The sequence below is a fragment of the Arthrobacter sp. zg-Y1110 genome (genome assembly GCF_025244865.1).
Lineage (GTDB): Bacteria > Actinomycetota > Actinomycetes > Actinomycetales > Micrococcaceae > Arthrobacter_B.
This window is the reverse complement of sequence record NZ_CP104272.1, coordinates 3,017,370-3,039,350: the sequence shown is the minus strand read 5'-3', so window position 1 is coordinate 3,039,350 and position 21,981 is coordinate 3,017,370. Positions and strand designations below refer to the sequence as shown.

General features: G+C 66.6%; 20 protein-coding genes, 1 tRNA gene, 1 pseudogene and 1 riboswitch. Of the genes and pseudogenes, 13 read left to right on the top strand and 9 right to left on the bottom strand.

Features of this window, described 5'->3' with window-relative positions:
• Positions 1-108: 108 nt before the first annotated feature.
• The 4 genes from N2K99_RS14195 to N2K99_RS14180 all read right to left on the bottom strand — a co-directional run bounded on the left by N2K99_RS14195 (position 109) and on the right by N2K99_RS14180 (position 2,273).
• Positions 109-182, bottom strand: a tRNA-Gly gene (locus tag N2K99_RS14195).
• A 117-nt stretch (positions 183-299) separates the two neighbouring features.
• Positions 300-590: a protealysin inhibitor emfourin gene (locus N2K99_RS14190; RefSeq protein WP_227932910.1), complete on the bottom strand. Its 291-nt coding sequence runs from the start codon at positions 588-590 to the stop codon at positions 300-302.
• Positions 587-1,654: a M4 family metallopeptidase gene (locus tag N2K99_RS14185; RefSeq protein ID WP_227919246.1), complete on the bottom strand. Its 1,068-nt coding sequence runs from the start codon at positions 1,652-1,654 to the stop codon at positions 587-589. The genes N2K99_RS14190 and N2K99_RS14185 overlap by 4 nt, the downstream gene beginning before the upstream one ends.
• A gap of 136 nt (positions 1,655-1,790) precedes the next feature.
• Positions 1,791-2,273 carry an SseB family protein gene (locus N2K99_RS14180; RefSeq protein WP_227919240.1) on the bottom strand — a complete coding sequence of 161 codons (483 nt, stop codon included), beginning with the start codon at positions 2,271-2,273 and terminating at the stop codon, positions 1,791-1,793.
• Between the two features lie 69 nt (positions 2,274-2,342).
• Between N2K99_RS14180 and N2K99_RS14175 the strand changes: the two genes are divergently transcribed.
• Entirely contained in the window at positions 2,343-3,197 is an 855-nt protein-coding gene (locus N2K99_RS14175) for a tryptophan 2,3-dioxygenase (protein ID WP_227919238.1), read from the top strand.
• A 22-nt stretch (positions 3,198-3,219) separates the two neighbouring features.
• Positions 3,220-3,840, top strand: a complete 621-nt coding sequence (dcd, locus tag N2K99_RS14170) for a dCTP deaminase (protein ID WP_227919236.1) — start codon at positions 3,220-3,222, stop codon at positions 3,838-3,840.
• A 302-nt stretch (positions 3,841-4,142) separates the two neighbouring features.
• On the opposite strand, the gene N2K99_RS14165 is transcribed toward dcd, so the two are convergent.
• On the bottom strand, positions 4,143-5,519 hold the full coding sequence (locus N2K99_RS14165; protein WP_312847323.1) for an MFS transporter: 1,377 nt from the start codon (positions 5,517-5,519) through the stop codon (positions 4,143-4,145).
• Positions 5,520-5,720: 201 nt separating this feature from the next.
• On the opposite strand from N2K99_RS14165, the gene N2K99_RS14160 reads away from it, so the two are divergent.
• The 6 genes and pseudogenes from N2K99_RS14160 to mnhG form a co-directional block, all read left to right on the top strand.
• Entirely contained in the window at positions 5,721-8,747 is a 3,027-nt protein-coding gene (locus tag N2K99_RS14160) for a Na+/H+ antiporter subunit A (protein WP_227919233.1), read from the top strand.
• The gene (locus tag N2K99_RS14155; protein ID WP_227919230.1) at positions 8,744-9,229 is read left to right on the top strand and encodes a Na(+)/H(+) antiporter subunit C; all 486 of its coding nucleotides are present in this window, start codon (positions 8,744-8,746) and stop codon (positions 9,227-9,229) included. The genes N2K99_RS14160 and N2K99_RS14155 overlap by 4 nt, the downstream gene beginning before the upstream one ends.
• Positions 9,226-10,836: a Na+/H+ antiporter subunit D gene (locus N2K99_RS14150; RefSeq protein WP_227919229.1), complete on the top strand. Its 1,611-nt coding sequence runs from the start codon at positions 9,226-9,228 to the stop codon at positions 10,834-10,836. Before N2K99_RS14155 ends, N2K99_RS14150 begins: the two co-directional genes overlap by 4 nt.
• Positions 10,833-11,429 carry a Na+/H+ antiporter subunit E gene (locus tag N2K99_RS14145; RefSeq protein ID WP_227932911.1) on the top strand — a complete coding sequence of 199 codons (597 nt, stop codon included), beginning with the start codon at positions 10,833-10,835 and terminating at the stop codon, positions 11,427-11,429. The genes N2K99_RS14150 and N2K99_RS14145 overlap by 4 nt, the downstream gene beginning before the upstream one ends.
• Complete coding sequence (locus N2K99_RS14140; RefSeq protein WP_227919225.1) at positions 11,426-11,686, top strand: monovalent cation/H+ antiporter complex subunit F; 261 nt, start codon at positions 11,426-11,428, stop codon at positions 11,684-11,686. Before N2K99_RS14145 ends, N2K99_RS14140 begins: the two co-directional genes overlap by 4 nt.
• Before the next feature lie 4 nt (positions 11,687-11,690).
• Positions 11,691-12,032, top strand: a pseudogene (gene mnhG / locus N2K99_RS14135) (monovalent cation/H(+) antiporter subunit G); the annotation flags it as partial.
• 237 nt (positions 12,033-12,269) lie between these two features.
• Here mnhG and N2K99_RS14130 read toward each other — a convergent pair.
• Positions 12,270-12,533 carry a DUF4235 domain-containing protein gene (locus N2K99_RS14130; protein WP_227919224.1) on the bottom strand — a complete coding sequence of 88 codons (264 nt, stop codon included), beginning with the start codon at positions 12,531-12,533 and terminating at the stop codon, positions 12,270-12,272.
• Positions 12,534-12,624: 91 nt separating this feature from the next.
• Positions 12,625-12,759, top strand: a riboswitch (TPP riboswitch).
• Between the two features lie 89 nt (positions 12,760-12,848).
• Between N2K99_RS14130 and N2K99_RS14125 the strand changes: the two genes are divergently transcribed.
• From N2K99_RS14125 to N2K99_RS14115, 3 genes are all read left to right on the top strand, one after another.
• Positions 12,849-13,466 (top strand): ECF transporter S component, encoded by a 618-nt coding sequence (locus N2K99_RS14125; protein WP_227919223.1) that lies wholly within the window; start codon positions 12,849-12,851, stop codon positions 13,464-13,466.
• A gap of 62 nt (positions 13,467-13,528) precedes the next feature.
• Entirely contained in the window at positions 13,529-15,121 is a 1,593-nt protein-coding gene (locus N2K99_RS14120) for an ABC transporter ATP-binding protein (RefSeq protein ID WP_227932912.1), read from the top strand.
• Positions 15,118-15,921, top strand: a complete 804-nt coding sequence (locus N2K99_RS14115) for an energy-coupling factor transporter transmembrane protein EcfT (protein WP_227932913.1) — start codon at positions 15,118-15,120, stop codon at positions 15,919-15,921. The genes N2K99_RS14120 and N2K99_RS14115 overlap by 4 nt, the downstream gene beginning before the upstream one ends.
• 20 nt (positions 15,922-15,941) lie before the next feature.
• On the opposite strand, the gene N2K99_RS14110 is transcribed toward N2K99_RS14115, so the two are convergent.
• Positions 15,942-16,829, bottom strand: a complete 888-nt coding sequence (locus N2K99_RS14110; protein WP_227932914.1) for an aminodeoxychorismate lyase — start codon at positions 16,827-16,829, stop codon at positions 15,942-15,944.
• Between the two features lie 84 nt (positions 16,830-16,913).
• On the opposite strand from N2K99_RS14110, the gene cls reads away from it, so the two are divergent.
• Positions 16,914-18,389: a cardiolipin synthase gene (gene cls / locus N2K99_RS14105; RefSeq protein WP_374200024.1), complete on the top strand. Its 1,476-nt coding sequence runs from the start codon at positions 16,914-16,916 to the stop codon at positions 18,387-18,389.
• Positions 18,390-18,392: 3 nt separating this feature from the next.
• Here cls and N2K99_RS14100 read toward each other — a convergent pair whose 3' ends face one another.
• Positions 18,393-18,983 carry a hypothetical protein gene (locus tag N2K99_RS14100; protein ID WP_227932915.1) on the bottom strand — a complete coding sequence of 197 codons (591 nt, stop codon included), beginning with the start codon at positions 18,981-18,983 and terminating at the stop codon, positions 18,393-18,395.
• 63 nt (positions 18,984-19,046) lie between these two features.
• Positions 19,047-19,850 (bottom strand): methyltransferase domain-containing protein, encoded by an 804-nt coding sequence (locus N2K99_RS14095; RefSeq protein WP_227932916.1) that lies wholly within the window; start codon positions 19,848-19,850, stop codon positions 19,047-19,049.
• A gap of 242 nt (positions 19,851-20,092) precedes the next feature.
• On the opposite strand from N2K99_RS14095, the gene dnaK reads away from it, so the two are divergent.
• Entirely contained in the window at positions 20,093-21,979 is a 1,887-nt protein-coding gene (dnaK, locus tag N2K99_RS14090; RefSeq protein WP_227919212.1) for a molecular chaperone DnaK, read from the top strand.
• Positions 21,980-21,981: the final 2 nt, after the last annotated feature.

Sequence of the window (21,981 nt, the reverse complement as noted above, 5' to 3'; positions counted from 1 at the left end):
ATAAGTCTACGCCGAATACCCCGGACTATGAGCAGGGGGTTGACACGCTGACAGCGAAAGTGCAGTGCGGCGCAGTGCAGGGGGAATGGGTGGAGTCTTGCTCCGAAGTGGAGCGGGCGACGGGAATCGAACCCGCGTATCAAGCTTGGGAAGCTAGCGCTCTACCATTGAGCTACGCCCGCAGTGTCCGGAAGGAATCCGGCACAGCTCCTAACTTTACATGGAACCTGCCGGTTGCCTAATTCGTTTGCGGGCGCTGCCGAAAGGTTTCCGGACTGGTTGCCCAAGCACCGGCCGGCCTAGTCTCCGGAGCCTTCGCCGGAGCCTTCGCCGGGTTCGGAATCGGCGCCGGCCCGGGCCCGCTCCACGAGTTCGCGCCACCTGCCCTTGACCTGCCGTTCCGGGATGGTGACGGCGGCCGGGCCCACGGAGATCTCATACGTGAACCGGTCCGGTTCGCTGTCCGGGGCTTCGGGCGGATCGCTGAGGAGCGGCAGCCACCGCTCCTGTGCCTCTTCGGAGCTGACCTGCGTGCTCCAGGTGCGCTGCATGCCCGCAAAGCCGCCGCTGCGCACTACAACCAGTCTCATACCAAGACGTTAACCTCTTTCCATGCGGCCTGCACAGCAGTACTTTCCTCCGTTCCCGCTCCGTACCGTTTTTCCGCTGCGGTGAGCGTGGCGGCGGCAAAGACGGCGAAGGTGGCGTCGGCGGGAAAATTGCGTTCGGTGATGGTGTCGTACCAGATCTGGCCGGCTCGTTCCCAGGCATACCCGCCCAGGGCTTCAGCGACCAGGTAGAAGGCGCGGTTGGGGATTCCGGAGTTGATGTGGACACCGCCGTTGTCCGCCGCGGTCTGCACGAAGTCCGCCATGGACGCCGGCTGCGGATCCTTGCCAAGCACGTCGTCGTCGTAGGCAGTGCCCGGTGCCTTCAGGGACCGCAGTGCATGCCCCTGCACCAGGTCCGTGAACAGGCCCTCACCAACCAGCCAGCTGGCCTGGTCCGCTGTCTGTCCCAGCAGTTTCTGCTCGACCAGGACGCCGAAGACATCCGCTACTGATTCGTTGAGTGCCCCGGCCTGGTCACGGTAGTCCAGCTGCGCGGTGTACTGGATGATGCCGTGGGTCAGCTCGTGGCCGATCACGGTGAGGGATTTGCTGAAGCGTTCAAACACCTCGCCGTCGCCGTCGCCGAGCACCATCCGGGAACCGTCCCAGAAGGCGTTGTCGTAGGCACGTCCATAGTGGACGGTGGCCTCCAATGCCCGCCCGGCGCCGTCGAGCGAGGAACGTCCGTAGGCATCGCTGAAGAGACGGTACGTGGCGCCGAGACCGGCATAGGTTTCGTCCACCGCCGGGTCGCCCGTGTCCGGTTCGCCCTCGGACCGCACTACCGTGCCCGGCAGTTCCTCCAGGCCCAGGGCATCGGAGATAGTGCGGCGCAGGGACGGGGCAAACGCCGTGCCTGATCCGCGGGACGGCGCAGAACGCGGCGCCGAGCGCGCGGATTCCACGCCGTCGATCCCGGTCAGGGCGCGGCGGGCAGCCTTCGCCGCCGTTGCCTTTGCAGGGTCTTCGGCGGCGGCCAGGCGGGCAAGCAGATACGGCGGAACGATGGAACAGATCGAAGAAGCAACGCTTGAGTTGGTCACGGTACAGCCCTCCCTCTGTTGTGAGGTTCCCCAGCGTAGGCCCCGGCACTGACACTGCAAGCGCTAGGCCTGCAAAAACGGCATCAAATGGCCATAACGCAACCTAATCGGCTGTTTTCGACCCTTCCGGGGCTGGTCAGTCCTGTTCCGTACCGGCCGGGTCCTGTGCCTGCGCAGCGGCCTTTTCGGACGCCTCGACGAGCGAAGCCACAACGTCCGGGCCGATCTCCAGCCCTACTTCGTGTCCCGGATTGACGGACATGCCGTATCCCGGGGCAATGCTGCGGATGGTGGCTTCGCCGCTGGCCTTGACGACCACCGGTGCTGCTTCGCGCAGCTGTGCGGGGATGCGGTCCGCGGAGGTGAAGGTGGCAGCCACGGAGTAGTCGGCGTCCGGGGCCTTCAGGACCACTGCCTGGAAGGTGGAGGGATCGTCGTCCTTCGTCAAGCGCCCCACGCTGAGCAGTTCCGACGTCCAGATGACGGACATAACCTCGCGGTTGGTGAGCCGGCCCTCACGACCGGCGGTAATGGCTTCTTCAAGCGCCGCGCCGGGTGCTTCGACGTCGTCGTGGGCCAGCGGCATTGTCGGGATCTCGGGGGTGTTGTCCGGTTCCATGGGGGCTCCTTCTCAGGGCTCGGTGCCAAAACCCCAAGTCTGGCATATGGAGCGGATACCGTGGTGGGCATGAGTCCGAACGAGAACACCCGCAGCCTCGAAGCAGGCATTGAGCGGGATTTCAGCGACAAGATGAGCTACGGGTCCTACCTTGCCCTGGATGAACTGCTTTCCGCGCAGCATCCGGTGAGCAGCCCGGAGCACCACGACGAGATGCTGTTCATCATCCAGCACCAGACCTCGGAACTGTGGTTGAAGCTCGTCCTGCACGAGCTGCTGGCCGTGCGTGCCCGCCTGGCGGCGGATGACCTGCGTTCGGCCATGAAGGGAATTGCCCGGATCAAGCACATCCAGCGCTCGCTGACGGAACAGTGGTCCGTGCTGGCAACGCTGACCCCGTCCGAGTACTCCGAATTCCGCGATGACCTGGGCGCCTCGAGCGGCTTCCAGTCCTACCAGTACCGTGCCGTCGAGTTCCTGCTGGGCAACAAGAACGAGGCAATGATTGCCGTGTTCGCGGCAGACCCGGCCGCTCAGGAGCTGCTGTCCGGCCTGCTTTCCCAAACCAGCATCTACGACGAGTTCATCCGCTATCTTGCCCGCCGCGGCTACGCCGTGGCGCCGGAACTCCTGGACCGTGACGTGACGCAGGCACATGTGTATGACGAGTCACTGCTGGCGGTCTACAAGTACGTCTACGAAAACCCCGCCGGGAACTGGGACGTCTACGAGGCCTGCGAAGAGCTTGTGGACCTCGAGGACAATTTCCAGCTGTGGCGTTTCCGACACTTGAAAACGGTTGAACGCACCATCGGCATGAAGCGGGGCACGGGCGGTTCCAGCGGTGCCGGCTTCCTGCGGCGCGCCCTCGAACTGACGTTCTTCCCCGAGCTCTATGCGGTGCGGACGGAAATCGGCCGCTAGGGGCATGCGCTATTTTTGAAGAGTGCTGATTTCTGACCGCGACATCCGAGCCGAGATTGCCGACAACCGGATTGCCCTGGACCCCTATGACCCCGCCATGGTCCAGCCTTCCAGCGTCGATGTGCGCATCGACCGCTTCTTCCGGCTATTCGACAACCATAAGTACGCCCACATCGATCCCTCGCAGGACCAACCTGAGCTGACCCGCCTGGTGGAAGTGGATCCGGATGAGCCGTTCATCCTCCACCCCGGAGAGTTTGTCCTGGGTTCCACCTACGAGCAGGTCACCCTGCCGGACGACATCGCTGCGCGTCTGGAGGGCAAGTCCTCGCTGGGCCGGCTTGGGCTGCTGACGCACTCCACGGCTGGCTTCATTGATCCCGGCTTCTCCGGCCACGTCACGCTGGAGCTTTCCAACATGGCAACGCTGCCCATCAAGCTGTGGCCCGGCTCCAAGATCGGACAGCTGTGCTTCTTCCGGCTCAGCTCCCCGGCGGAGCACGCGTACGGCTCGGGACGCTACGGCAACCGGTACCAGGGCCAGCGGGGCCCGACGGCGTCGCGCAGCCACCTGAACTTCCACCGCACCGATGTCACTGCTGCCTCGAATGACGAGGACACGGCGGGCGTCAGCGCCTCCTAGGGCCTGGCGGCGGCGCGGCGACCGTCCGTCTGTAGGGCCTGGCGGGGGCGGTGTGACCGTCCGGCTGGAGGGCCTGGCGGGCGGTGTGACTGTCCGGCTGGAGGGCCTGGCGGGGGCGGTGTGACTGTCCGGCTGGAGGGCCTGGCGGCGGCGGTGTGACTGTCCGGCTCTAGGGTCTGGCGGAGGCGGCTTTAATATTCCGAGCGAGCTCTGCGAGCGTAGGAATTTCGTTGCCGCCGGAGCCAGACCCGCAGGCACGCAGGCCGGAGCCGGAGCCCGGCCTGCGAGCCAAACCGCTGCGCCTACAGCGTTTCGACGGGCGAAGCGGTCCGTGCTGCGGGGGAGCGGACCGGGAGCAGCACCAGCAGGCCTATCAGCAGCACGGCCATGATGCCGATGATGCCGTACCGCTGGGAACCGAAGACCACGATGCAGACCGAGAACAGCGTGGGGGCCAGGAAACTGACCGCCCGCCCGGTGGTGGCATACAGGCCGAACAGCTCGCCTTCCTTCCCTTCCGGGGCGAGCCTGGCGAGGAACGCCCGGGACGCGGACTGGGCCGGGCCCACGAACAGGCACAGCAGCAGGCCGAAGATCCAGAACGTGGTGTCGCCGGTCCACTGCAGTCCAAACAGGTCCTGGTCATCCGGGCCCAGCACCACAATGGCCGTGCCGGCAAGGATCAGTCCGATCAGCGAACCGACGATCACGGCCTTGGGGCCGGAGCGGTCATCGAGGAAGCCGCCGACCACGGACCCGGCGGCGGCGACCACGTTGCCGAAGATGGCGAACATAATCACCTCTGACAGTTCCCAGTTGAAAGTGCCGGCCGCGATAACGCCGCCGAAGGTGAACACTGCCGCCAGGCCGTCGCGGAAGACGGCGCTGGCGAGCAGGAAGTAAATGGTGTGCGGGTCGGTCCGGAAGAGGGCCTTGATGCGCTGGAAGAGGAGCTTGTAGGACGCAAGGATTCCCAGCCGTGCCAGCGCCTCCTGCCGGGGAACCTCGGGCACGGTGAACATCAGCGGCAGGGCGAACAGCAGGAACCAGACGGCGGAAAACAGCGCAACGAAGCGGATGTTCAGTCCGTCTTCGGAGGTGACGCCGAACCAGCCGACGTCGGGCTGCACAAAGCCCACGAGTACCAGCGCCAGGGCAGCGATTCCGCCTACATAGCCCATGGCCCAGCCCAGGCCGCTGATTTTGCCGACGGTGGCCGGCGTGGAGATCTGGCTGAGCATGGCGTTGTAGTTCACGCCGGCAAATTCGAAGAACAGGTTCGCTGCGGCGATCAGCGCCACGCCCAGGATCAGGTAGTCGGGCGAGGGGAAAACAAACCAGCACGCCGCGACCAGGGCGCAGGTCAGCAGGGTGTTGACGGTGAGCCACGTGCGGCGGCGGCCACCCGCGTCCGAGCGTTGGCCGGTGACCGGCGCGAGGACGGCCACGGCGACGCCGGCAATCGCGAGGCCGGCGCCGAGGACGGCTGAGTTCTCGTCTTTGTCTCCGAAGGAGGCGGACGTCAGGTAGACAGTGAACACAAAAGTGGTCATCACTGCGTTAAAGGAAGCGGACCCCCAGTCCCAGGCCGCCCAGGCCGCCACCTGTTTCCAGCGTGCAGGTGCGGAGGCGCGCGGCGCCAGGCCACCCGGAGACGTTTTTTGTGTGCTGAGACTCATGCCGCTGAGCCTAGCGGCTGCCGCGGCCCGGAACGGTATTCAACGCCCAAAACGCCGGTGGCCGGTTCCTTTGCCGAACCGCCCGAGTAGGAGGGCGTCCGTATGCCATGGGTAGAATGTACTTACGACCTTGACCGCCCCCCTTGATAACTGCAGCCAAAATCAGGCTGAAACATCGACGAAAGAGCCCGGGAGATCATAGTGCTGTTTGTGCTCACCGTTTTATTTGCGGTGGCATTGGTTGCGCCCTTGGTGTTCCGCAAGGTCGGCCGGTCTGCGTTCTACATCCTCGCGGCCTTCCCGGCTGCCGCGTTCATTTGGCTGATAGCCACCTTCCCCCGGTACACCGGTGCAGACCAGACGCTGGCATCCGGCGCCCCGAACGCGCCGCCGTCGGTCACCATTGCCTGGATTCCCGACCTCCGGGTGGAACTGGCCTTCCGGATGGACACCCTTGCGGCTGTGCTGTCCATCCTGATCCTCGGCGTGGGCGCCCTGGTCCTCTTCTACTGCGCCCGGTACTTCCGGCCGAATGACCCGAAAATGGGCAGCTTCGGTGCCCAGCTGCTGGCGTTCGCAGCCGCCATGTTCGGTTTGGTTACGGCGGATGACCTCATCCTGCTGTTCATTTTCTGGGAACTGACCACCATCCTTTCCTACCTGCTGATCGGCTACTCGGCGCACCGGCTCTCTGCCCGCCGCGCGGCCCTGCAGGCCTTGATCGTCACGACCTTCGGCGGCCTGGCGATGCTGGTCGGCATGATCATCCTCGGCTCCGTCGCCGGGACGTACCGGATCTCGGAGATCCTGGTGCAGGCACCGGAACTGGTGAATGCCGGGACGCTGGTCAACGTTGCCATCGCCCTGCTGCTGGTCGGCGCCGTCTCAAAATCGGCCCTCGTGCCCTTCCACTTCTGGCTGCCCGCAGCCATGGCGGCGCCCACCCCGGTCAGCGCCTACCTGCATGCCGCCGCCATGGTGAAGGCCGGTATCTACCTCATTGCCCGGCTGGCCCCCGGTTTCTCCGAGACGCTGCTGTGGCACCCCATCGTGCTGATCCTGGGCCTGTCAACCATGCTGCTGGGCGGCTGGCGTGCCCTGCGCCAGTACGACATCAAACTGATCCTTGCCTACGGCACGGTCAGCCAGCTCGGTTTCCTTACCTTGGTGGTGGGCCTGGGCAGCCGGGAGGCCGCAGTCGCCGGGATGGGCCTGCTTCTGGCGCACGGCTTCTTCAAGGCGACCCTGTTCCTGGTGGTCGGGATTATCGACCACCAGGCCGGCACCCGTGACATCCGCAAACTCTCGGGAATCTTCCGTGCAGCACCGAAACTGGCCGTCGTCGCCGTTATCGGTGCGGCATCCATGGCAGGCGTGCCGCCGCTGCTGGGCTTCGTGGCCAAGGAATCGGTCTACGAGACCTTTGTGCATTACGGCGAGCAGCAGGGCACCATCGCCGCCTGGCTCCTGCTGGCCGGCGTGGTGACCGGTTCCATCCTCACCTTCGCCTACAGCGCCCGTTTCATCTGGGGCGCCTTTGCAACCAAGGATGGCTGCACACCCACCCCGTTCAAGGCGGTGTCCTGGTCCTTCCTCGCCGCTCCGGCGATCCTGGCGGGCGTCACCGTAGTGTTCGGGCTCTGGCCGGCACCGCTGGATTCCGCGATCGCGTCCTACGCGGATCTCTTCCCTGCCGAAGGCAAGCCCACCCATCTGGCCCTCTGGCACGGCCTGACCCCGGCGCTGGGCCTGACCGCGCTCACCCTCGGCATCGGCGTCGTCCTGTTCCTGCTGGCCCGGCAGGTAGAGGACCTCCAGCGGGACGTAGCCTTCCCGGTCGACGCCGAGCGGTCCTACCGCGGCGCCATCGGGGTACTCGACGACGTCGCCGTGTGGGTTACCGGGCGCACGCAGCGCGGTTCGCTGCTGTTCTACCTGTTCGTCATCCTGACCATGGCGATCCTGACCCCGCTGATGGCCCTGATCCTGCGGTCCGCGCCCCTGCCGCAGGACTTCCGCTGGTTCGATACCCCGCTGCAGGCCGTGATCGGCGCCGCGGTGGTCCTGGGCGCCGTTGCCGCGGCCCGCGCGACGAAGCGTTTCCTGGCCGTGCTGATGGTTTCCGTCAGCGGTTACGGCATTGCCCTGATCTTCGCGCTGCAGGGCGCCCCGGACCTGGCCCTGACCCAGATGCTCGTCGAAACCATTGTCCTGGTGGCGTTCGTGCTGGCCCTGCGGTCCCTGCCGGCCAGGTTGTGGAAGCGTGAACCCAAGCGCCACCGCTTCCTAAGGGCGTTGCTGGGCATCGCCTTCGGCGCCAGCATGGTCGTGTTCGCCATGACCGCCATGGCTTCCCGTGTCGCCACGCCCGTATCCCTCGACTTCCCGCAGCTGGCCTACGACGGCGGCGGTGGTTCCAACATTGTCAACGTCACCCTGGTGGATATCCGCGCCTGGGATACGTTCGGTGAAATCACGGTGCTGGCCATCGCGGCCACGGGCCTCGCGTCCCTGATCTTCGTCCGCGGACGCGGGGACAAGCGGCGCCGGGCCGAGGGTGTGGCCAGCGGCTCCGTGGACCGGGGGAGGGAGCAGTTTGCCCCCACCGCCCGGCGCCAGGCCACCCTCGCCATGGCCCGCAAATTCTCCAGCGTGGGCCGCGACGCCTGGCTGGTAGCCGGCCGGACGCTGGCGCCCGAGCGCCGGTCCATCATCTTCGAGGTGATTACCCGGCTACTGTTCCACTCCGTCATCCTGTTCTCCGTCTACCTGCTGGTTGCCGGCCACAACCTGCCCGGCGGCGGGTTCGCCGGCGGGCTGATGGCCGGACTGGCGCTGACCATCCGTTACCTGGCCGGCGGCCGCTTCGAATTGGCCGAAGCCAGCCCGGTCAGCGCCGGAACGCTGCTGGGCGGCGGCTTGGGCGTGATTGCCCTGTCCGCGGCGGCGCCGCTGTTCTTCGGCGGGCAGATCCTGCAAAGCGCAATCCTCAAGTTCACCTGGCCGATCTTCGGGGAGGTCAAATTCGTGACCTCCACGATCTTCGACATCGGCGTCTACCTGGTGGTGGTGGGGCTGGTGCTGGACGTCCTGCGCAGCCTGGGCTCGGAGATTGACGAGCGCAGCGAGGGCGACGCCGACGACGAAGACGACGACGAAAATACTGTGGAGGAACCGGAAATCATCGACGTTGCCGCCCGTCCCGAAGAGGAAGAGGTGGCACGGTGACTGTTAACCTCACCCTCCTCCTGGTTATGGGGTGCCTGTACGCAGCCGGCATCTACCTGCTGCTTGAGCGGAGCCTGACCCGGGTGGTGCTTGGCCTGGCCATGCTCACCAATGCAACGAACATCCTGCTGCTCGCCACCGGCGGGCCGGCGGGGCTCGCACCGATCTTCAACAAGGACATTGCCGCGGATGCCTACAACGATCCGCTGCCGCAGGCCTTCATCCTGACCTCGATCGTCATTTCCTTCTCGGTCACGGCCTTTATGCTCGGCATCATTTACCGGTCCTGGGTGCTGGGCAGGCAGGACGAGGTCCAGGACGACGTTGAGGACCGGCGCGTGGCGAGCCAGAGCAGCTTCGACGCCGAAGATGACGCAGACGTCCCGGAGGACACCACGGAATTCACACCGCCGGAGGAAGCCGAAGAGGCTCCCGGCTCCCAGCGCGGCAACACAGCAAACGAACCGGAGGTGAACCGATGAACACAGCCAGCCTTGCACCGCTGGCGGTGGTGCTCCCGGTCCTCGGTGCCGCCCTCGCGTTCATCCTGATCCGTCACCAGCGCGCCCAGCGGGTGGTCAGCATCAGCATCCTCAGCGGAACCCTGATCCTGGAAATCGTCCTGCTGGGCTCCGTCTGGCAGACCGGCGCGCAGGCCGTGAACCTGGGCGCCTGGCTTCCACCGTTCGGCATCACCATGGTGGTGGACCAGTTCTCCGCACTGATGCTGGTGGTCTCTTCGGCGATCAGCCTTTCCGTGCTGATCTATGCCGCCGGCCAGGGTATGGCCGACGGCGACGAAGACGGACCCATTTCGATCTTCCACCCGACCTATCTCATCCTGGTGGCAGGCGTTTCCAATGCCTTCCTCGCCGGGGACCTGTTCAACCTGTACGTGGGCTTCGAAATCCTGCTGACCGCCAGCTATGTCCTGATGACCCTCGGCGGGACGACGCCGCGGATCCGTGCCGGCGTGACGTATGTAGTGGTCAGCGTGGTGTCGTCGCTGCTGTTCCTGATTTCCATTGCCATGATCTACGCGGCCACCGGCACCGTGAACATGGCCGACCTTGCCCTGAAGCTCGGCGAACTGGATCCGGCGACCCAGCTGATGCTGCACCTGATGCTCCTGGTGGCATTCGGGATTAAGGCCGCCATTTTCCCGTTGTCCTTCTGGCTGCCGGACTCCTATCCCACCGCGCCGGCCCCGGTCACCGCCGTGTTCGCCGGCCTGCTGACCAAGGTGGGTGTCTATGCCATGGTCCGCACCGAGACCCTGCTCTTCCCCGGGGACAGGATCAACACGCTGCTGATGGTGGTGGCGGGGCTGACCATGCTGGTGGGCATCCTCGGTGCGCTGGCGCAGACCGACATTAAACGAATGCTCTCCTTCACCCTGGTCAGCCACATCGGCTACATGGTGTTCGGTCTCGCGATCGCCTCCGTGATGGGCATCGGTTCCACCGTGTTCTACGTGGTGCACCACATTACGGTGCAGACTTCGCTGTTCCTGGTGACGGGCCTGATCGAACGCCGCGGCGGAACCGCCAACATGGACCGGCTCGGCGGGCTGGCACGGCTGTCGCCGCTGCTGGCGGTGCTGTACTTCATTCCCGCCATCAACCTGGCCGGCATCCCGCCGTTCTCCGGGTTCCTGGGCAAGCTCGGCCTGATGCAGGCCGGTGTGGACCTTGGCACTCCGCTGGCCTATGTCCTCGTGGGTGCAGGGGCCGCCACCAGCCTGCTGACCCTGCTGGTCATGGCCCGGGTCTGGAACCGTGCATTCTGGCGTACCCCCGAGGACGCCGTGCACCCGGATCCCATCCTGCTGGCCACCAGCACCGACGGCTCCAGCCTGCGCAGCTCCGAGCACGTCATCGAGCATGCCACGGGACGGTTCTCCGGCAGGGAGTCCGTGGACCTGCTGCCCCGGACCATGGTTTACCCGACTGTGGGCCTGGTTGCCCTCGGCGTCGCCCTGACCGTGGCTGCCGGACCACTGTTTTCACTCAGCGACGACGCCGCCCGGGACCTGCTGGACCGCACCCCCTACATTGAAGCCGTACTGGGCGAGGGGGCAGCCCAATGACCAAGCAAGCACGCATGCGCAACCGGTCCCGCGTTCCGCTGCTGCAGGAACTGCCCCTGCTGATCTGGCTGGTGTTCCTGTGGGGGGCGCTGTGGCAGGACTTCAGCGCCGGAAACCTGGTTTTCGGGGCGGTGATCGCCTTCTTCGTGGCGAACATCTTCTACCTCCCGCCCGTGGAACTCAGCGGCAGGTTCAACCCGCTCTACGGGCTGCTCTTCGCCGGACGTTTCCTCTACAAGCTGGTGGAGGCCAGCTTCCACGTGCTTTGGCTCGCGCTTGTCCGCGGCCCGCGGATCCGCAACGGTGTCATCGGGGTGAAGCTGCGCAGCCGCTCGGACCTGCTGGTCACGGCCACCGGCCACGTGCTCTCCCTGATCCCCGGCTCGTTGATTGTCGACGTCGACCGTTCCACCTCGACTCTGTACCTGCACGCGCTGAACGTGTCCACGGCGGAACAGGCGGAAAAGGTGCGGGCCGATGCCCTGGACGCCGAGGCCTGGCTGATCCGCACCCTGGGAACCAAAGAGGAGCTGGCCGCCCTGCGTGCCGAAACCGCTGAAATACGGAAACGAAAGATTGGAGGCCGGGCATGATGAGCGCAGCTGTGGTGGCCGTGTCCGTCATGTTGGCAGTGGCCGGCGCCGGTGCCATTTACCGGATTGCCCGGGGCCCCTCGATCCTGGACCGGGTGCTGGCCTCGGACGTGCTGCTGGCCATTGTCGGTGCGGCCCTGATCACGGACATGATCGTTTACCGCAACCTGGACTACCTGGCCCTGGTGGTCGCTATTTCCCTTATCGGCTTCATCGGCTCCGTGACCGTTGCCCGGTTCGTAACGGACAGGCGGTAGCACCATGGAAGAGACCGTCTATGACGTGATCACAGCCGTATTGATCCTCGGCGGCGCGCTGATGTCCCTGGCCGCTGCCATCGGCCTGATCCGTTTCCCCGACCTGCTCAGCCGCATGCACGCGGCCACCAAACCCCAGGTGCTTGGGCTCCTGCTGTTCCTGCTGGCCATGGCCGTGGAATTCCGCAGCTGGAAGCTGCTGCCGATCCTGTTCGTGGCCTGGATCTTTATGCTCCTGACCGCACCGGTCTCGGCCCACATGGTTGGTCGCGCCGGTTACCGGACCAAGCACCTGCGGCCCGAACTGCTGGTCATCGACGAACTGGACGACGTCGTCGAGCGTGCACAGCGCCTGCTCCGGGAAGCGGAAGAGGAAGTGCTCGAAGACGAGGATGACGATCCGCGCGTGGACGATGATCCGGGGCACGGCTACACCGGGGAGCTCGACGACGACGAGATGCTGCGCGCCCGCGGAACCGGCGCAGGAGGGGCGTTAAACAGCGACGCCCAGCGCCCGGGGAAAAACCCCGAGGGCTGAGCGCCCCTGCCTCCACCAACGGCGGAGGCTTCGATAATCGAAGGCTTAGACGATTTCCGGCGTCTTCTGGTAGCGCTGGATGGCCCGCTGCGTGCCGCGGTTGGTCAGCACGCGGATGACCTGGCTGACGGCACCCGAGACCACGGCGAATGCCACGGCGGAGCGGAGGCTGTTTTCCAGACTGCCTTCGGCGTCCTTCGGCGGCTCGTTGCCGGTGGCCTTGGTCCAGGCGAAATCCAGCACCTTGGCGGCGACGATTCCGGAGAGGATGCTCGCTCCGGTTCCGAGCAGTTTGAGGATCAGGTTCATGAATACTCCTAGCTTCGGGCGTTTTTCCTAACCCTACGGTACCCGTTTGCCCGTCGCCGGATCAGGAACACGTGTGTAGAGTGGAACCGCAAACATACGACAGGGGAGCGCCGTCCCGCAGCAGGTCTTCGGACTGCGAAGGACAAGGCGCTGAGAGTGCGGATATCCGCAGACCCTCGAACCTGATCCGGTTAGTACCGGCGAAGGGAGTCGAGACTCAGGGAAATCCCCGTTGGCCGGGCAACGGCCTGCGGGGAAGCGCGCCGGTTTACCGGTGCAGTATCACCCTCCCCTCCTGACCTCAGGAGGATATTCATGAAAGACCAATCCGCAGCTCCCCACCGCACCCGGACTGCAGCCCCAAGGCGTTCCTGGCGGGTGGTGGACATTGTTGTTGCCTCCGTCCTCGCGGTGGCCGTGGGCGTGATTTTCTGGGCCTGGTCCCTGGGCTACGCCGGGATCAGCGTACTCACCGCGGCGTTTCCGCCGCTCGCCGGGCTCTACACCGGCGGCTGGCTGATTGCCGGGGTGCTGGGCGGGCTCATCATCCGCAAACCCGGCGCGGCGATCTACTGCGAGATGCTGGCCTCCGCCGTGTCAGGCGTGCTGGGCACGCAGTTCGGCCTCTCCGTGCTGCTTTCGGGCTTCCTGCAGGGCCTGGGCGCCGAGCTGGTGTTCCTGCTGTTCCTGTACCGGCGGTTCTCCCTTCCCGTGGCACTGCTGGCCGGGCTGGGGTCCGGCCTGTTCCTCGGCCTGAGCGAAAACGTCCTGTACAACGTGGAATGGGCCGCCCAGTGGCAGTTGCTGTACGTCCTGCTCACCTGCGTCTCGGGAGCGGTCATTGCCGGCGGGCTGTCCTGGCTGGCGGTCCGCGCGCTGGCACGGACGGGTGCCCTTGCACCCTTCGCATCGGGCCGGACGGGAACGGCGTAGCGGTGCTGTTCGGGAAGAAGGGCGGAGGGAGACGTCCGCCTGCTGCAGCGGCTTCCATCCCGTTGCGGAATACCGCCCCCGACTCCCGCCGCCGGCCCCGCCCGGCCGCCGTCGCAGCCCGCGGCTGGGGCTGGCAGCACGGGGGACGGACCGGTTCGGCGGTGTCTGGCCTGGACCTGGCGATTTCCCCGGGTGAGCGGGTGCTGCTGCTGGGTGCTTCCGGCGCCGGAAAATCCACGTTCCTGCACGCCCTTGCCGGTGTCCTCGGCCCGGATACCGGCGGGGAGGAACAGGGGGTCCTGACGCTCGACGGCGTCCATCCCGCGAACGCCCGCGGACGGACCGGGTTGGTCCTGCAGGACCCGGACTCCCAGACCGTCCTGTCCCGGGTAGGGGACGAAGTGGCCTTCGGCGCGGAGAACCTGGCCGTTCCGACCGCGGAGATCTGGCCGCGGGTGCGTTCGGCACTGGCCGACGTCGGCCTGGAGGTTCCGCTGGACCACTCCACCGCCGCGCTCTCCGGCGGACAGAAGCAACGCCTGGCCCTCGCTTCGGTCATGGCCATGGAACCGGGCCTGCTGCTGCTCGATGAACCCACGGCCAACCTGGACCCGGACGGCGTGGTGGAAATCCGCGACGCCGTGACCCGGGTGCTGGACCGCACCGGTGCCACGCTCATTGTGGTGGAGCACCGGGTGGATGTCTGGGCCGGCGTTGTGGACCGCATTGTTGTCCTCGCCGCCGGCGGCGGCGTGCTGGCGGACGGTTCCCCGGAACAGGTACTGGGCAATCCCGCGCACCGCAGCACCCTGGCGGAGTCGGGGGTCTGGCTGCCCGGTACCAGGCCGGAAATTCCGGGCGGTCCCTGGGGTCCGGCTGCGGCCGGTCCCCGGCTGCTGGAGGCCCGCGGGCTGGCCGTTGCGCGTTCGCTCCGCGGTCCCGCCGTGCTGATCGGAGCGGACCTGAGCCTGGACGCCGGCACCGCCGTCGGCATCACCGGCCCCAACGGTGCCGGCAAATCCACGCTTGCCCTGACTCTCGGCGGCCTGCTCCGGCCACGGGCAGGAACCCTCACCGCGGCCCCGGCCCTGGCCGGCGCGGCCCGCCCGGAACCCGGCCGCTGGACCTCCGCGCAGCTGGTGGACCGCATCGGCACCGTCTTCCAGGAACCCGAACACCAGTTCCTGGCCAACACCGTGCTGGATGAACTGGCCTTCGGACCGCGGCGGCTGGGCCGGGAGACGGACGCGCAGGTGCTGGCCCGGGTGCACCACCTGGCGGAACGGCTCCGGCTGGACAAGCTGCTCGAGGCCAACCCGTTCACGCTTTCGGGCGGGGAGAAACGCCGGTTGTCCGTGGCAACCATGCTTGCCACGGAGCCGTCCATCCTGCTGCTGGATGAACCGACCTTCGGACAGGACGCCCGCACCTGGGCGGAACTGGTAGCCCTGCTGCGCGGCCAGTTGTCGGAAGGGCGCTGTGTGGTTTCCGTGACGCATGACGCTGAGTTCATCGACGCGCTGGCCTCCCGGGACCTCCGGGCGGCGGGCGGGGTGCTCACCCCTGTTGCCGCTGCCGCGCCCGGCGTTCCTGCCGGCGACGCCGGCACGGCCCGGGACGCCGGCACGGCCCGGGACGCCCAGGTGCGGCGATGAGCGCTGCAGCTGCCGCGGCTCCGGCCCGCCCCGCCGGCACGTTCCTGGCCCGCGCCAACCCGCTCTCCAAGCTTGCCGCGGCAGTGCTGCTGACCCTGGCAGTACTGGTGACGGTGGACTGGGTGAGTGCCGCCGTCGTCCTCACCGCCGAACTGGCCCTGCTGCCGCTGCTGCACATCCGGATCGGAACGCTGGTCCGGCGGATCTGGCCGCTGCTGGCCGCGGCGCTGATCGGTGCGTGGGGCACGGCGCTGCTGGCGGAAAAGACCGGGTCGGTGCTGCTCGAGGCCGGGCCGCTGGTGTTCACCTCCGGCTCCGTTGCCGCGGGCATCGCCATCGGGCTGCGCGGCCTGGCGATAGCCCTGCCGGGTATCTACCTGCTGGCCACCACTGATCCCACGGACCTGGCCGATGCCCTGGCCCAGAAACTGGGGCTGCCGCACCGCTTTGTCCTGGGCGCGCTGGCGGCCATGCGCCTGGTGGGGCTGCTGGTGGAGGAATGGCGCACCATCGGACTGGCCCGGCACGCCCGCGGCGCGGGACCGGATGCCGGGGGAGCGGCCCGGCTTCGGGGGTTCGCCGGGCAGTCCCTCGCGCTGCTGGTGCAGGCGATCCGCCGGGCCACCCGCCTTGCGACGGCAATGGAGGCGCGCGGCTTCGGCGCAGCGGAACGGACCTGGGCTCGAACGTCGACCTTCAGCGGGGTGGACGCCGCGGTCTTCGGGGTGGGGGTGGCAGTGTCCGCCGCTGCCATGGCAGCCGCGGTGGCGGCCGGCACGTTCAACTTCATCCTGACCTGAGGCTTCCCGGCCCGGCCGGCTTAGAGGGCCGCGTCCGCCAGTTTGGTGAGTTCGGCGTTCAAGGTCTCCGAGAAGGGCAGGTCCCTGCCGTCGATGGAGCGCACCGGTACCAGCAACCGGATGCTGGACGCCAGCCAGACGCCGTCGGCCGCGAACAGGTCTTCGGGCACCAGCGGCCCGTATCCCAGTTCCCAGCCGGCGGCTTCGGCCGCCCTGAAGAGGGCATCCTGCGTGGTTCCGGCCAGGATGCCGCTCTTGCGCTCGGGGGTGAGCAGGGTGCGCACGCCGTTGCGTTCGCGGGCCAGCACCACGGTTGACGTGGGCCCTTCGAGGACCTTGCCGTCGGAGGAGGTGAAGATCGCGTCGTCGGCGCCGTTCGCACGGACGTAGCGCAGGGCCGCCATGTTTACGGCATAGGAGAGCGTCTTGGCACCGAGCAGCAGCCACGGCGCGCGGGCGGCTGCCTGGCTGTCATAGCCGCGGTCCAGGAGCAGCACCTTGATGCCTTCGGAACGCTGGCGGAAGGCATCGGGGGCGGTGCTCACCTGCACCCACGCCGTGGGCATGGCGGCGCCCTCGACGCCCCGGGTGACCACGAGCTTCACTGCCGCCCGTGCGGGGGAGCCGGTGCCGGCGGTTTCCGCCTCCGCGTGCAGGGCGAGCGCGGTGGCAATGGCCCGTTCCCAGGCGCCTCGCGGGGGAATGTCCAGTTCCAGGAGCCGCGCGGAGGACGCCAGCCGGTCCAGATGGGCATCCGGCTTGCGGGGCACCGAGTCCACGGCCAGCAATGATTCGAAGATCCCGTCTCCGCGGGTCACGCCCAGGTCATTGATCATCAGCTGGGGGACCCCGGCGTCGGCCGGACGTCCGTCGGGAAAGGCGGAATCCAGGAAAACCAGAAGAGTCATGGCCCCAGCCTAGCCGCGGCAGGCACGGCCAGCGCGGCCGGACCGATAGGCTGTCTAAAAGGCGGCGTCGGGGAGGAGCAGGGTGTGTGGTGGTCTGTAGCCGGTTTTGACGTGTCCGGGTGGACCGCCGTCGTCCTGACCACGGTGGATTATGCGATCCGGATCATCGCCCTGGGTGTTGTACCCGGCAACCGCCGTCCCACCACCGCCATGGCCTGGCTGTTGTGCATCTTCTTCCTGCCGATTCCCGGGATCATCCTTTTTTCCTTCTTCGGCAACCACCGGCTGTCCGAGCACCGGGTGAAACGGCAGGCCGAAATCAGCCGCCTGGTCCGTGAAAACACCAAGGAGCTGGAAACCGAGGGCACCAATTACGACGGCCCCGAGTGGGTGCTGAATGCGGCGGAGCTCAACCGCCGGCTGGGATCCTTTCCCACCCTGGACGGCAACAAGGTGGACCTGCAGCGCGACTACCACGAGTCCATCTCTGAAATGACCGAGGCAGTGGGGAAGGCTACGCGGTACGTCCATGTGGAGTTCTACATCATGGGGTACGACGCCGTCACCCGCGACTTCTTCCGGGCCCTGAATGACGCTGCCGCGCGCGGCGTCACCGTCCGGCTCCTGTTTGACCACATCGGCACCCTGCGCATCCCGGGTTACCGGAGGCTGCTGCGCGAACTGCGCGGCAGCGACATCCAGTGGCGGCGGATGCTGCCGGTCAATCCCTTCCGCGGGCGCTGGCGCCGGCCGGATCTGCGCAACCACCGCAAGATCCTGGTGGTGGACGGGGACGTGGGCTTCACCGGCTCCCAGAACCTGGTGGAACCGGCCTACAACAAGCGCCGCAACCGCCGGTCCGGCCGCAAATGGGTCGAGCTTATGGCCCGGGTGGAAGGGCCGGTGGTGGATGAACTCAACGTCGTCTTCGCCACGGACTGGAACGCCGAGACCGACGAAAACCTGGAACGGGAACTGAGCCTGTACGAATCGTCGTCCAATCCGGGCGACGTCACGTGCCAGGTGGTGCCCAGCGGTCCCGGCTTCAGCACCGAAAACAACCTGCGCCTCTTCGCGTCCCTTATTTACTCGGCGAGCGACCGCATCTCCATTACCAGCCCGTACTTCGTCCCCGATGACACACTGCTTTACGCAGTGACGACGGCGGCGCAGCGAGGCGTGGAAGTGGAGCTGTTCGTCTCCGAGAAAGGCGACCAGTTCCTCGTGGACCACGCGCAGCGCTCCTATTACGAGGCGCTGCTGCGGGCCGGGGTCAGGATTTACCAGTACCCCAAACCGCTGGTACTGCATGCGAAGCACTTCACCATCGACAACGAGGTGGCGGTGCTGGGGTCCAGCAACATGGACATGCGCTCCTTCTCGCTGAACCTCGAAATCTCCGTGATGATGTTCGACGGCACGATCGTCGAGCAGATGCGCCGCATCGAGGACACCTACCGGGCACTGTCCAAGGAGCTCATCCTGGACAACTGGGTGGACCGGCCGCTGTGGCAGCGGTACATCGACAACGTGGCCAGGCTGACGGCGACCCTGCAGTAGCGGCTAGCCGGGAACGTTCCGCGGTTCCGGCTGCAGCCGGGACAGGACGGCCCTCAGCGCTGCCGCGGCGTTCCCCTGCGGACCCACCAGCCGTACGGTGAGATCCGCGGCGGAGGCAGCGTCGTCGTCGGCCGCCCAGCGGCGTTCCTGCGCCGCCCACCGCTCCCAGTGCGGAGCATAGGTTCCGCCGTCGCGCGCCAACGCGACCCGGCGGCGGACGCTTTCCTCACCCGCCACCCAGACCGTGGTGTCCAGCAGCTGCCGGGCAGCGCGGTGGGCGGCGCCGACGCCTTCGAAGACCACGACGTCGGCCGGTTCGGTTCTCTGCCAGTCGCCGCAGCGTCCGGCGGCCCAGTCCCAGGACTGCCAGCGGGCGGCGCGTCCCTCGGCGAGCGGGCACAGGATGTGCTCGCGGTAGTAGGTCATTCCCGATTCCAGCCCGTCCCAGCCGGGGTAGACATCCTCCAGGTGGAACACCCGAACGGAACGGGAGCGGGACAGGGCAGCGGCAATCCCGGCGGCCAGGGTGGTTTTCCCGGCGCCGGAGAAACCGTCCACCGCAATGAGCAGGGGCGCGAAGGAGCTAACGGGCATCGGGGGAGTTCCCGGGGCACATGGTCATGATGGCGGACATTCCTTAACCCTAGCCAGAAACGGTCAGGCTCTGAGGAGCAGTTCCCCGCAGGGGATCAGGAACCAGCCGTCCGGGGCTCCGGCCCACTCCTGCCAGCCGGCGGCAAGCTGCGCCAGCAGGTTGCTGTCCGCCAGTCCGCGTTCCTGCGCCTGCTCCGCGAAGGCGGAGTGCAGTACGCGTTCGGACCAGGAGTCCGCGTGTCCGCGCCGCTCTTCCGGTGTCGCGTAGAGCCAGTTGGAGGATGAGGGCGTGACGTCGGTGAAGCCGGCCTCCAGCGCCCAGGCCAGCAGGTGCCGGCCGGCATCGGGCTCAGCGGAGTTACCGCGGGCAATCTGCTGGTAGATCCGCATCCACTGGGCCAGCTCGGGTGTGGGCGGATGCCAGATCATGCCGGAGAAATCGGCGTCGCGCACCGCCACCAGCCCGCCGGGCTTGGCGACCCGGCGCATTTCCCGAAGCGCGGCCACCGGGTCCATCAGGTGCTGGAGCACCTGGTGGGCATGGACGACGTCGAACGTTTCGTCCGGAAAATCGAGGTCATAGACATTCCCGGCGACAAAGGAGGCATTGGCCAGTCCGCGTCCGTCCGCCCGGGCGCGGGCGGAGATAAGGACGTCTTCGGAGGAGTCCAGGCCCACCACCGGGCCCGGAGCCGCAAGCGCCGCGAAATCGGCGGTGATGCTGCCCGGGCCGCAGCCGACGTCGAGAATGCTGACTCCGGGCGTCAGCTCCGGCAGCAGATACGCCGCGCAGTCCCGCGCCGTTCGGAGGGCATGGGCGTCCACCACGCTGCGGTGATGGCCGTGGGAATAGGTTTCGGAAGCCATGGCAGGACCCTACCGCCAGACCCGCCCGCGAGGGAGAAGGGCCCGCTGCCGTGTTCCGCAACCTCCGGGCGCAGAGTTGAGCCTGAGACACTCAAGTTTGTTGACAAAGAAATACTGCTGAGTAAAGTTGAGTGCAGAACGCTCAATTGCTCTCCGCAGCGAACCGAGTGGCTGTCCTCCGGGGCGGACCAGGCCGGTGCCGCTGTGAGATGCGGGTTTCTCCAAGGAAAGAGGAAGCAAATATGTCACGTGCAGTAGGTATTGACCTCGGTACTACCAACTCGGTTGTCTCGGTCCTGGAAGGCGGCGAGCCCACGGTTATCGCCAACGCCGAAGGCGGCCGCACCACTCCGTCCGTCGTAGCCTTCGCCAAGTCCGGCGAAGTCCTGGTCGGCGAGATTGCCAAGCGCCAGGCAGTCAACAACATTGACCGCACCATCGCTTCCGTCAAGCGCCACATGGGCACCGACTGGAGCGTAGACGTGGACGGCAAGAAGTACACCGCCCAGGAGATCTCCGCCCGCATCCTGATGAAGTTGAAGAACGACGCCGAGGCGTACCTCGGTGAGAAGGTCACGGACGCCGTGGTCACCGTTCCCGCCTACTTCAACGACGCCGAGCGCCAGGCCACCAAGGAAGCCGGCGAGATTGCCGGCCTGAACGTGCTGCGCATCGTCAACGAGCCCACCGCTGCTGCCCTGGCCTACGGCCTGGACAAGGGCAAGGAAGACGAACTCATCCTGGTCTTCGACCTCGGCGGCGGCACCTTCGACGTCTCCCTGCTGGAAGTCGGCAAGGACGAAGACGAATTCTCCACCATCCAGGTCCGTGCCACGGCCGGTGACAACCGCCTCGGCGGCGACGACTGGGACCAGCGGATTGTCGATTACCTGCTGAGCCAGGCCAAGGCCAAGGGCGCGGATCTGTCCAAGGACAAGATCGCCCTGCAGCGCCTGAAGGAAGCAGCGGAGCAGGCCAAGAAGGAACTCTCCTCGGCTACCTCCACCAACATCTCCCTGCAGTACCTTTCGGTCACCCCCGAAGGCCCGGTCCACCTGGACGAGCACCTGTCGCGTGCCAAGTTCCAGGACCTGACCAAGGATCTGCTGGACCGCACCAAGAAGCCGTTCAACGACGTCATTTCCGAGGCCGGCATCAAGGTCTCCGACATCGACCACATCATCCTCGTGGGCGGTTCCACCCGTATGCCCGCCGTCTCCGAACTGGTGAAGGAACTGGCCGGCGGCCAGGAGCCCAACAAGGGCGTGAACCCGGACGAGGTTGTGGCCGTGGGCGCTGCCCTGCAGGCCGGCGTGCTGAAGGGTGAGCGCAAGGACGTCCTGCTCATCGACGTCACGCCGCTGTCCCTGGGCATCGAAACCAAGGGCGGTGTGATGACCAAGCTGATCGAGCGCAACACGGCCATCCCCACCAAGCGCAGCGAGACCTTCACCACCGCGGATGACAACCAGCCGTCCGTGGCCATCCAGGTCTTCCAGGGCGAACGCGAGTTCACCCGCGACAACAAGCCGCTGGGCACGTTCGAGCTGACCGGCATTGCGCCGGCTCCGCGCGGCGTTCCGCAGATCGAGGTCACCTTCGACATCGACGCCAACGGCATTGTGCACGTGTCCGCCAAGGACAAGGGCACCGGCGCCGAGCAGTCCATGACCATCACCGGCGGGTCCTCCCTCAACAAGGAAGACATTGACCGCATGGTCCGCGAGGCCGAAGAGCACGCCGCGGAGGATAAGAAGCGCCGCGAGGCCGCCGACATCCGCAACTCGGCCGAGCAGCTCGCCTACTCGGTGGACAAGCTCCTCGCCGACAATGATGACAAGCTGCCCGAAGACGTCAAGACCGAGGTCAAGGGCGACGTCGACGCGCTGAAGAAGGCGCTCGAAGGCACGGACAACGACGACGAGGTCAAGACTGCGTTTGAGAAGCTGCAGGCTTCCCAGACCAAGCTGGGCGAAGCTATCTACGCCCAGGCCTCCGCCGCCGGTGCCGACAGCACCCCCGGTGCTGCCGACGGTGCTCCGTCCGGTGACGGCTCTGCCGCAGGCAGCTCCGCCGGTGACGAAGACATCGTTGACGCCGAAGTTGTCGACGACGAAGAAAAGAAGTAACC

Bases quoted from the DNA above. Each gene is read 5' to 3' on its own strand.
- N2K99_RS14140 (WP_227919225.1), top strand. From the start codon at position 11,426: ATGATGAGCGCAGCTGTGGTGGCCGTGTCCGTCATGTTGGCAGTGGCC.
- N2K99_RS14150 (WP_227919229.1), top strand. From the start codon at position 9,226: ATGAACACAGCCAGCCTTGCACCGCTGGCGGTGGTGCTCCCGGTCCTC.
- N2K99_RS14180 (WP_227919240.1), bottom strand. From the start codon at position 2,273: ATGGAACCGGACAACACCCCCGAGATCCCGACAATGCCGCTGGCCCAC.
- N2K99_RS14130 (WP_227919224.1), bottom strand. From the start codon at position 12,533: ATGAACCTGATCCTCAAACTGCTCGGAACCGGAGCGAGCATCCTCTCC.
- N2K99_RS14145 (WP_227932911.1), top strand. From the start codon at position 10,833: ATGACCAAGCAAGCACGCATGCGCAACCGGTCCCGCGTTCCGCTGCTG.
- dnaK (WP_227919212.1), top strand. From the start codon at position 20,093: ATGTCACGTGCAGTAGGTATTGACCTCGGTACTACCAACTCGGTTGTC.
- N2K99_RS14190 (WP_227932910.1), bottom strand. From the start codon at position 590: ATGAGACTGGTTGTAGTGCGCAGCGGCGGCTTTGCGGGCATGCAGCGC.
- N2K99_RS14165 (WP_312847323.1), bottom strand. From the start codon at position 5,519: ATGAGTCTCAGCACACAAAAAACGTCTCCGGGTGGCCTGGCGCCGCGC.
- N2K99_RS14125 (WP_227919223.1), top strand. From the start codon at position 12,849: ATGAAAGACCAATCCGCAGCTCCCCACCGCACCCGGACTGCAGCCCCA.
- N2K99_RS14175 (WP_227919238.1), top strand. From the start codon at position 2,343: ATGAGTCCGAACGAGAACACCCGCAGCCTCGAAGCAGGCATTGAGCGG.
- N2K99_RS14115 (WP_227932913.1), top strand. From the start codon at position 15,118: ATGAGCGCTGCAGCTGCCGCGGCTCCGGCCCGCCCCGCCGGCACGTTC.
- N2K99_RS14110 (WP_227932914.1), bottom strand. From the start codon at position 16,829: ATGACTCTTCTGGTTTTCCTGGATTCCGCCTTTCCCGACGGACGTCCG.
- N2K99_RS14095 (WP_227932916.1), bottom strand. From the start codon at position 19,850: ATGGCTTCCGAAACCTATTCCCACGGCCATCACCGCAGCGTGGTGGAC.
- N2K99_RS14100 (WP_227932915.1), bottom strand. From the start codon at position 18,983: ATGCCCGTTAGCTCCTTCGCGCCCCTGCTCATTGCGGTGGACGGTTTC.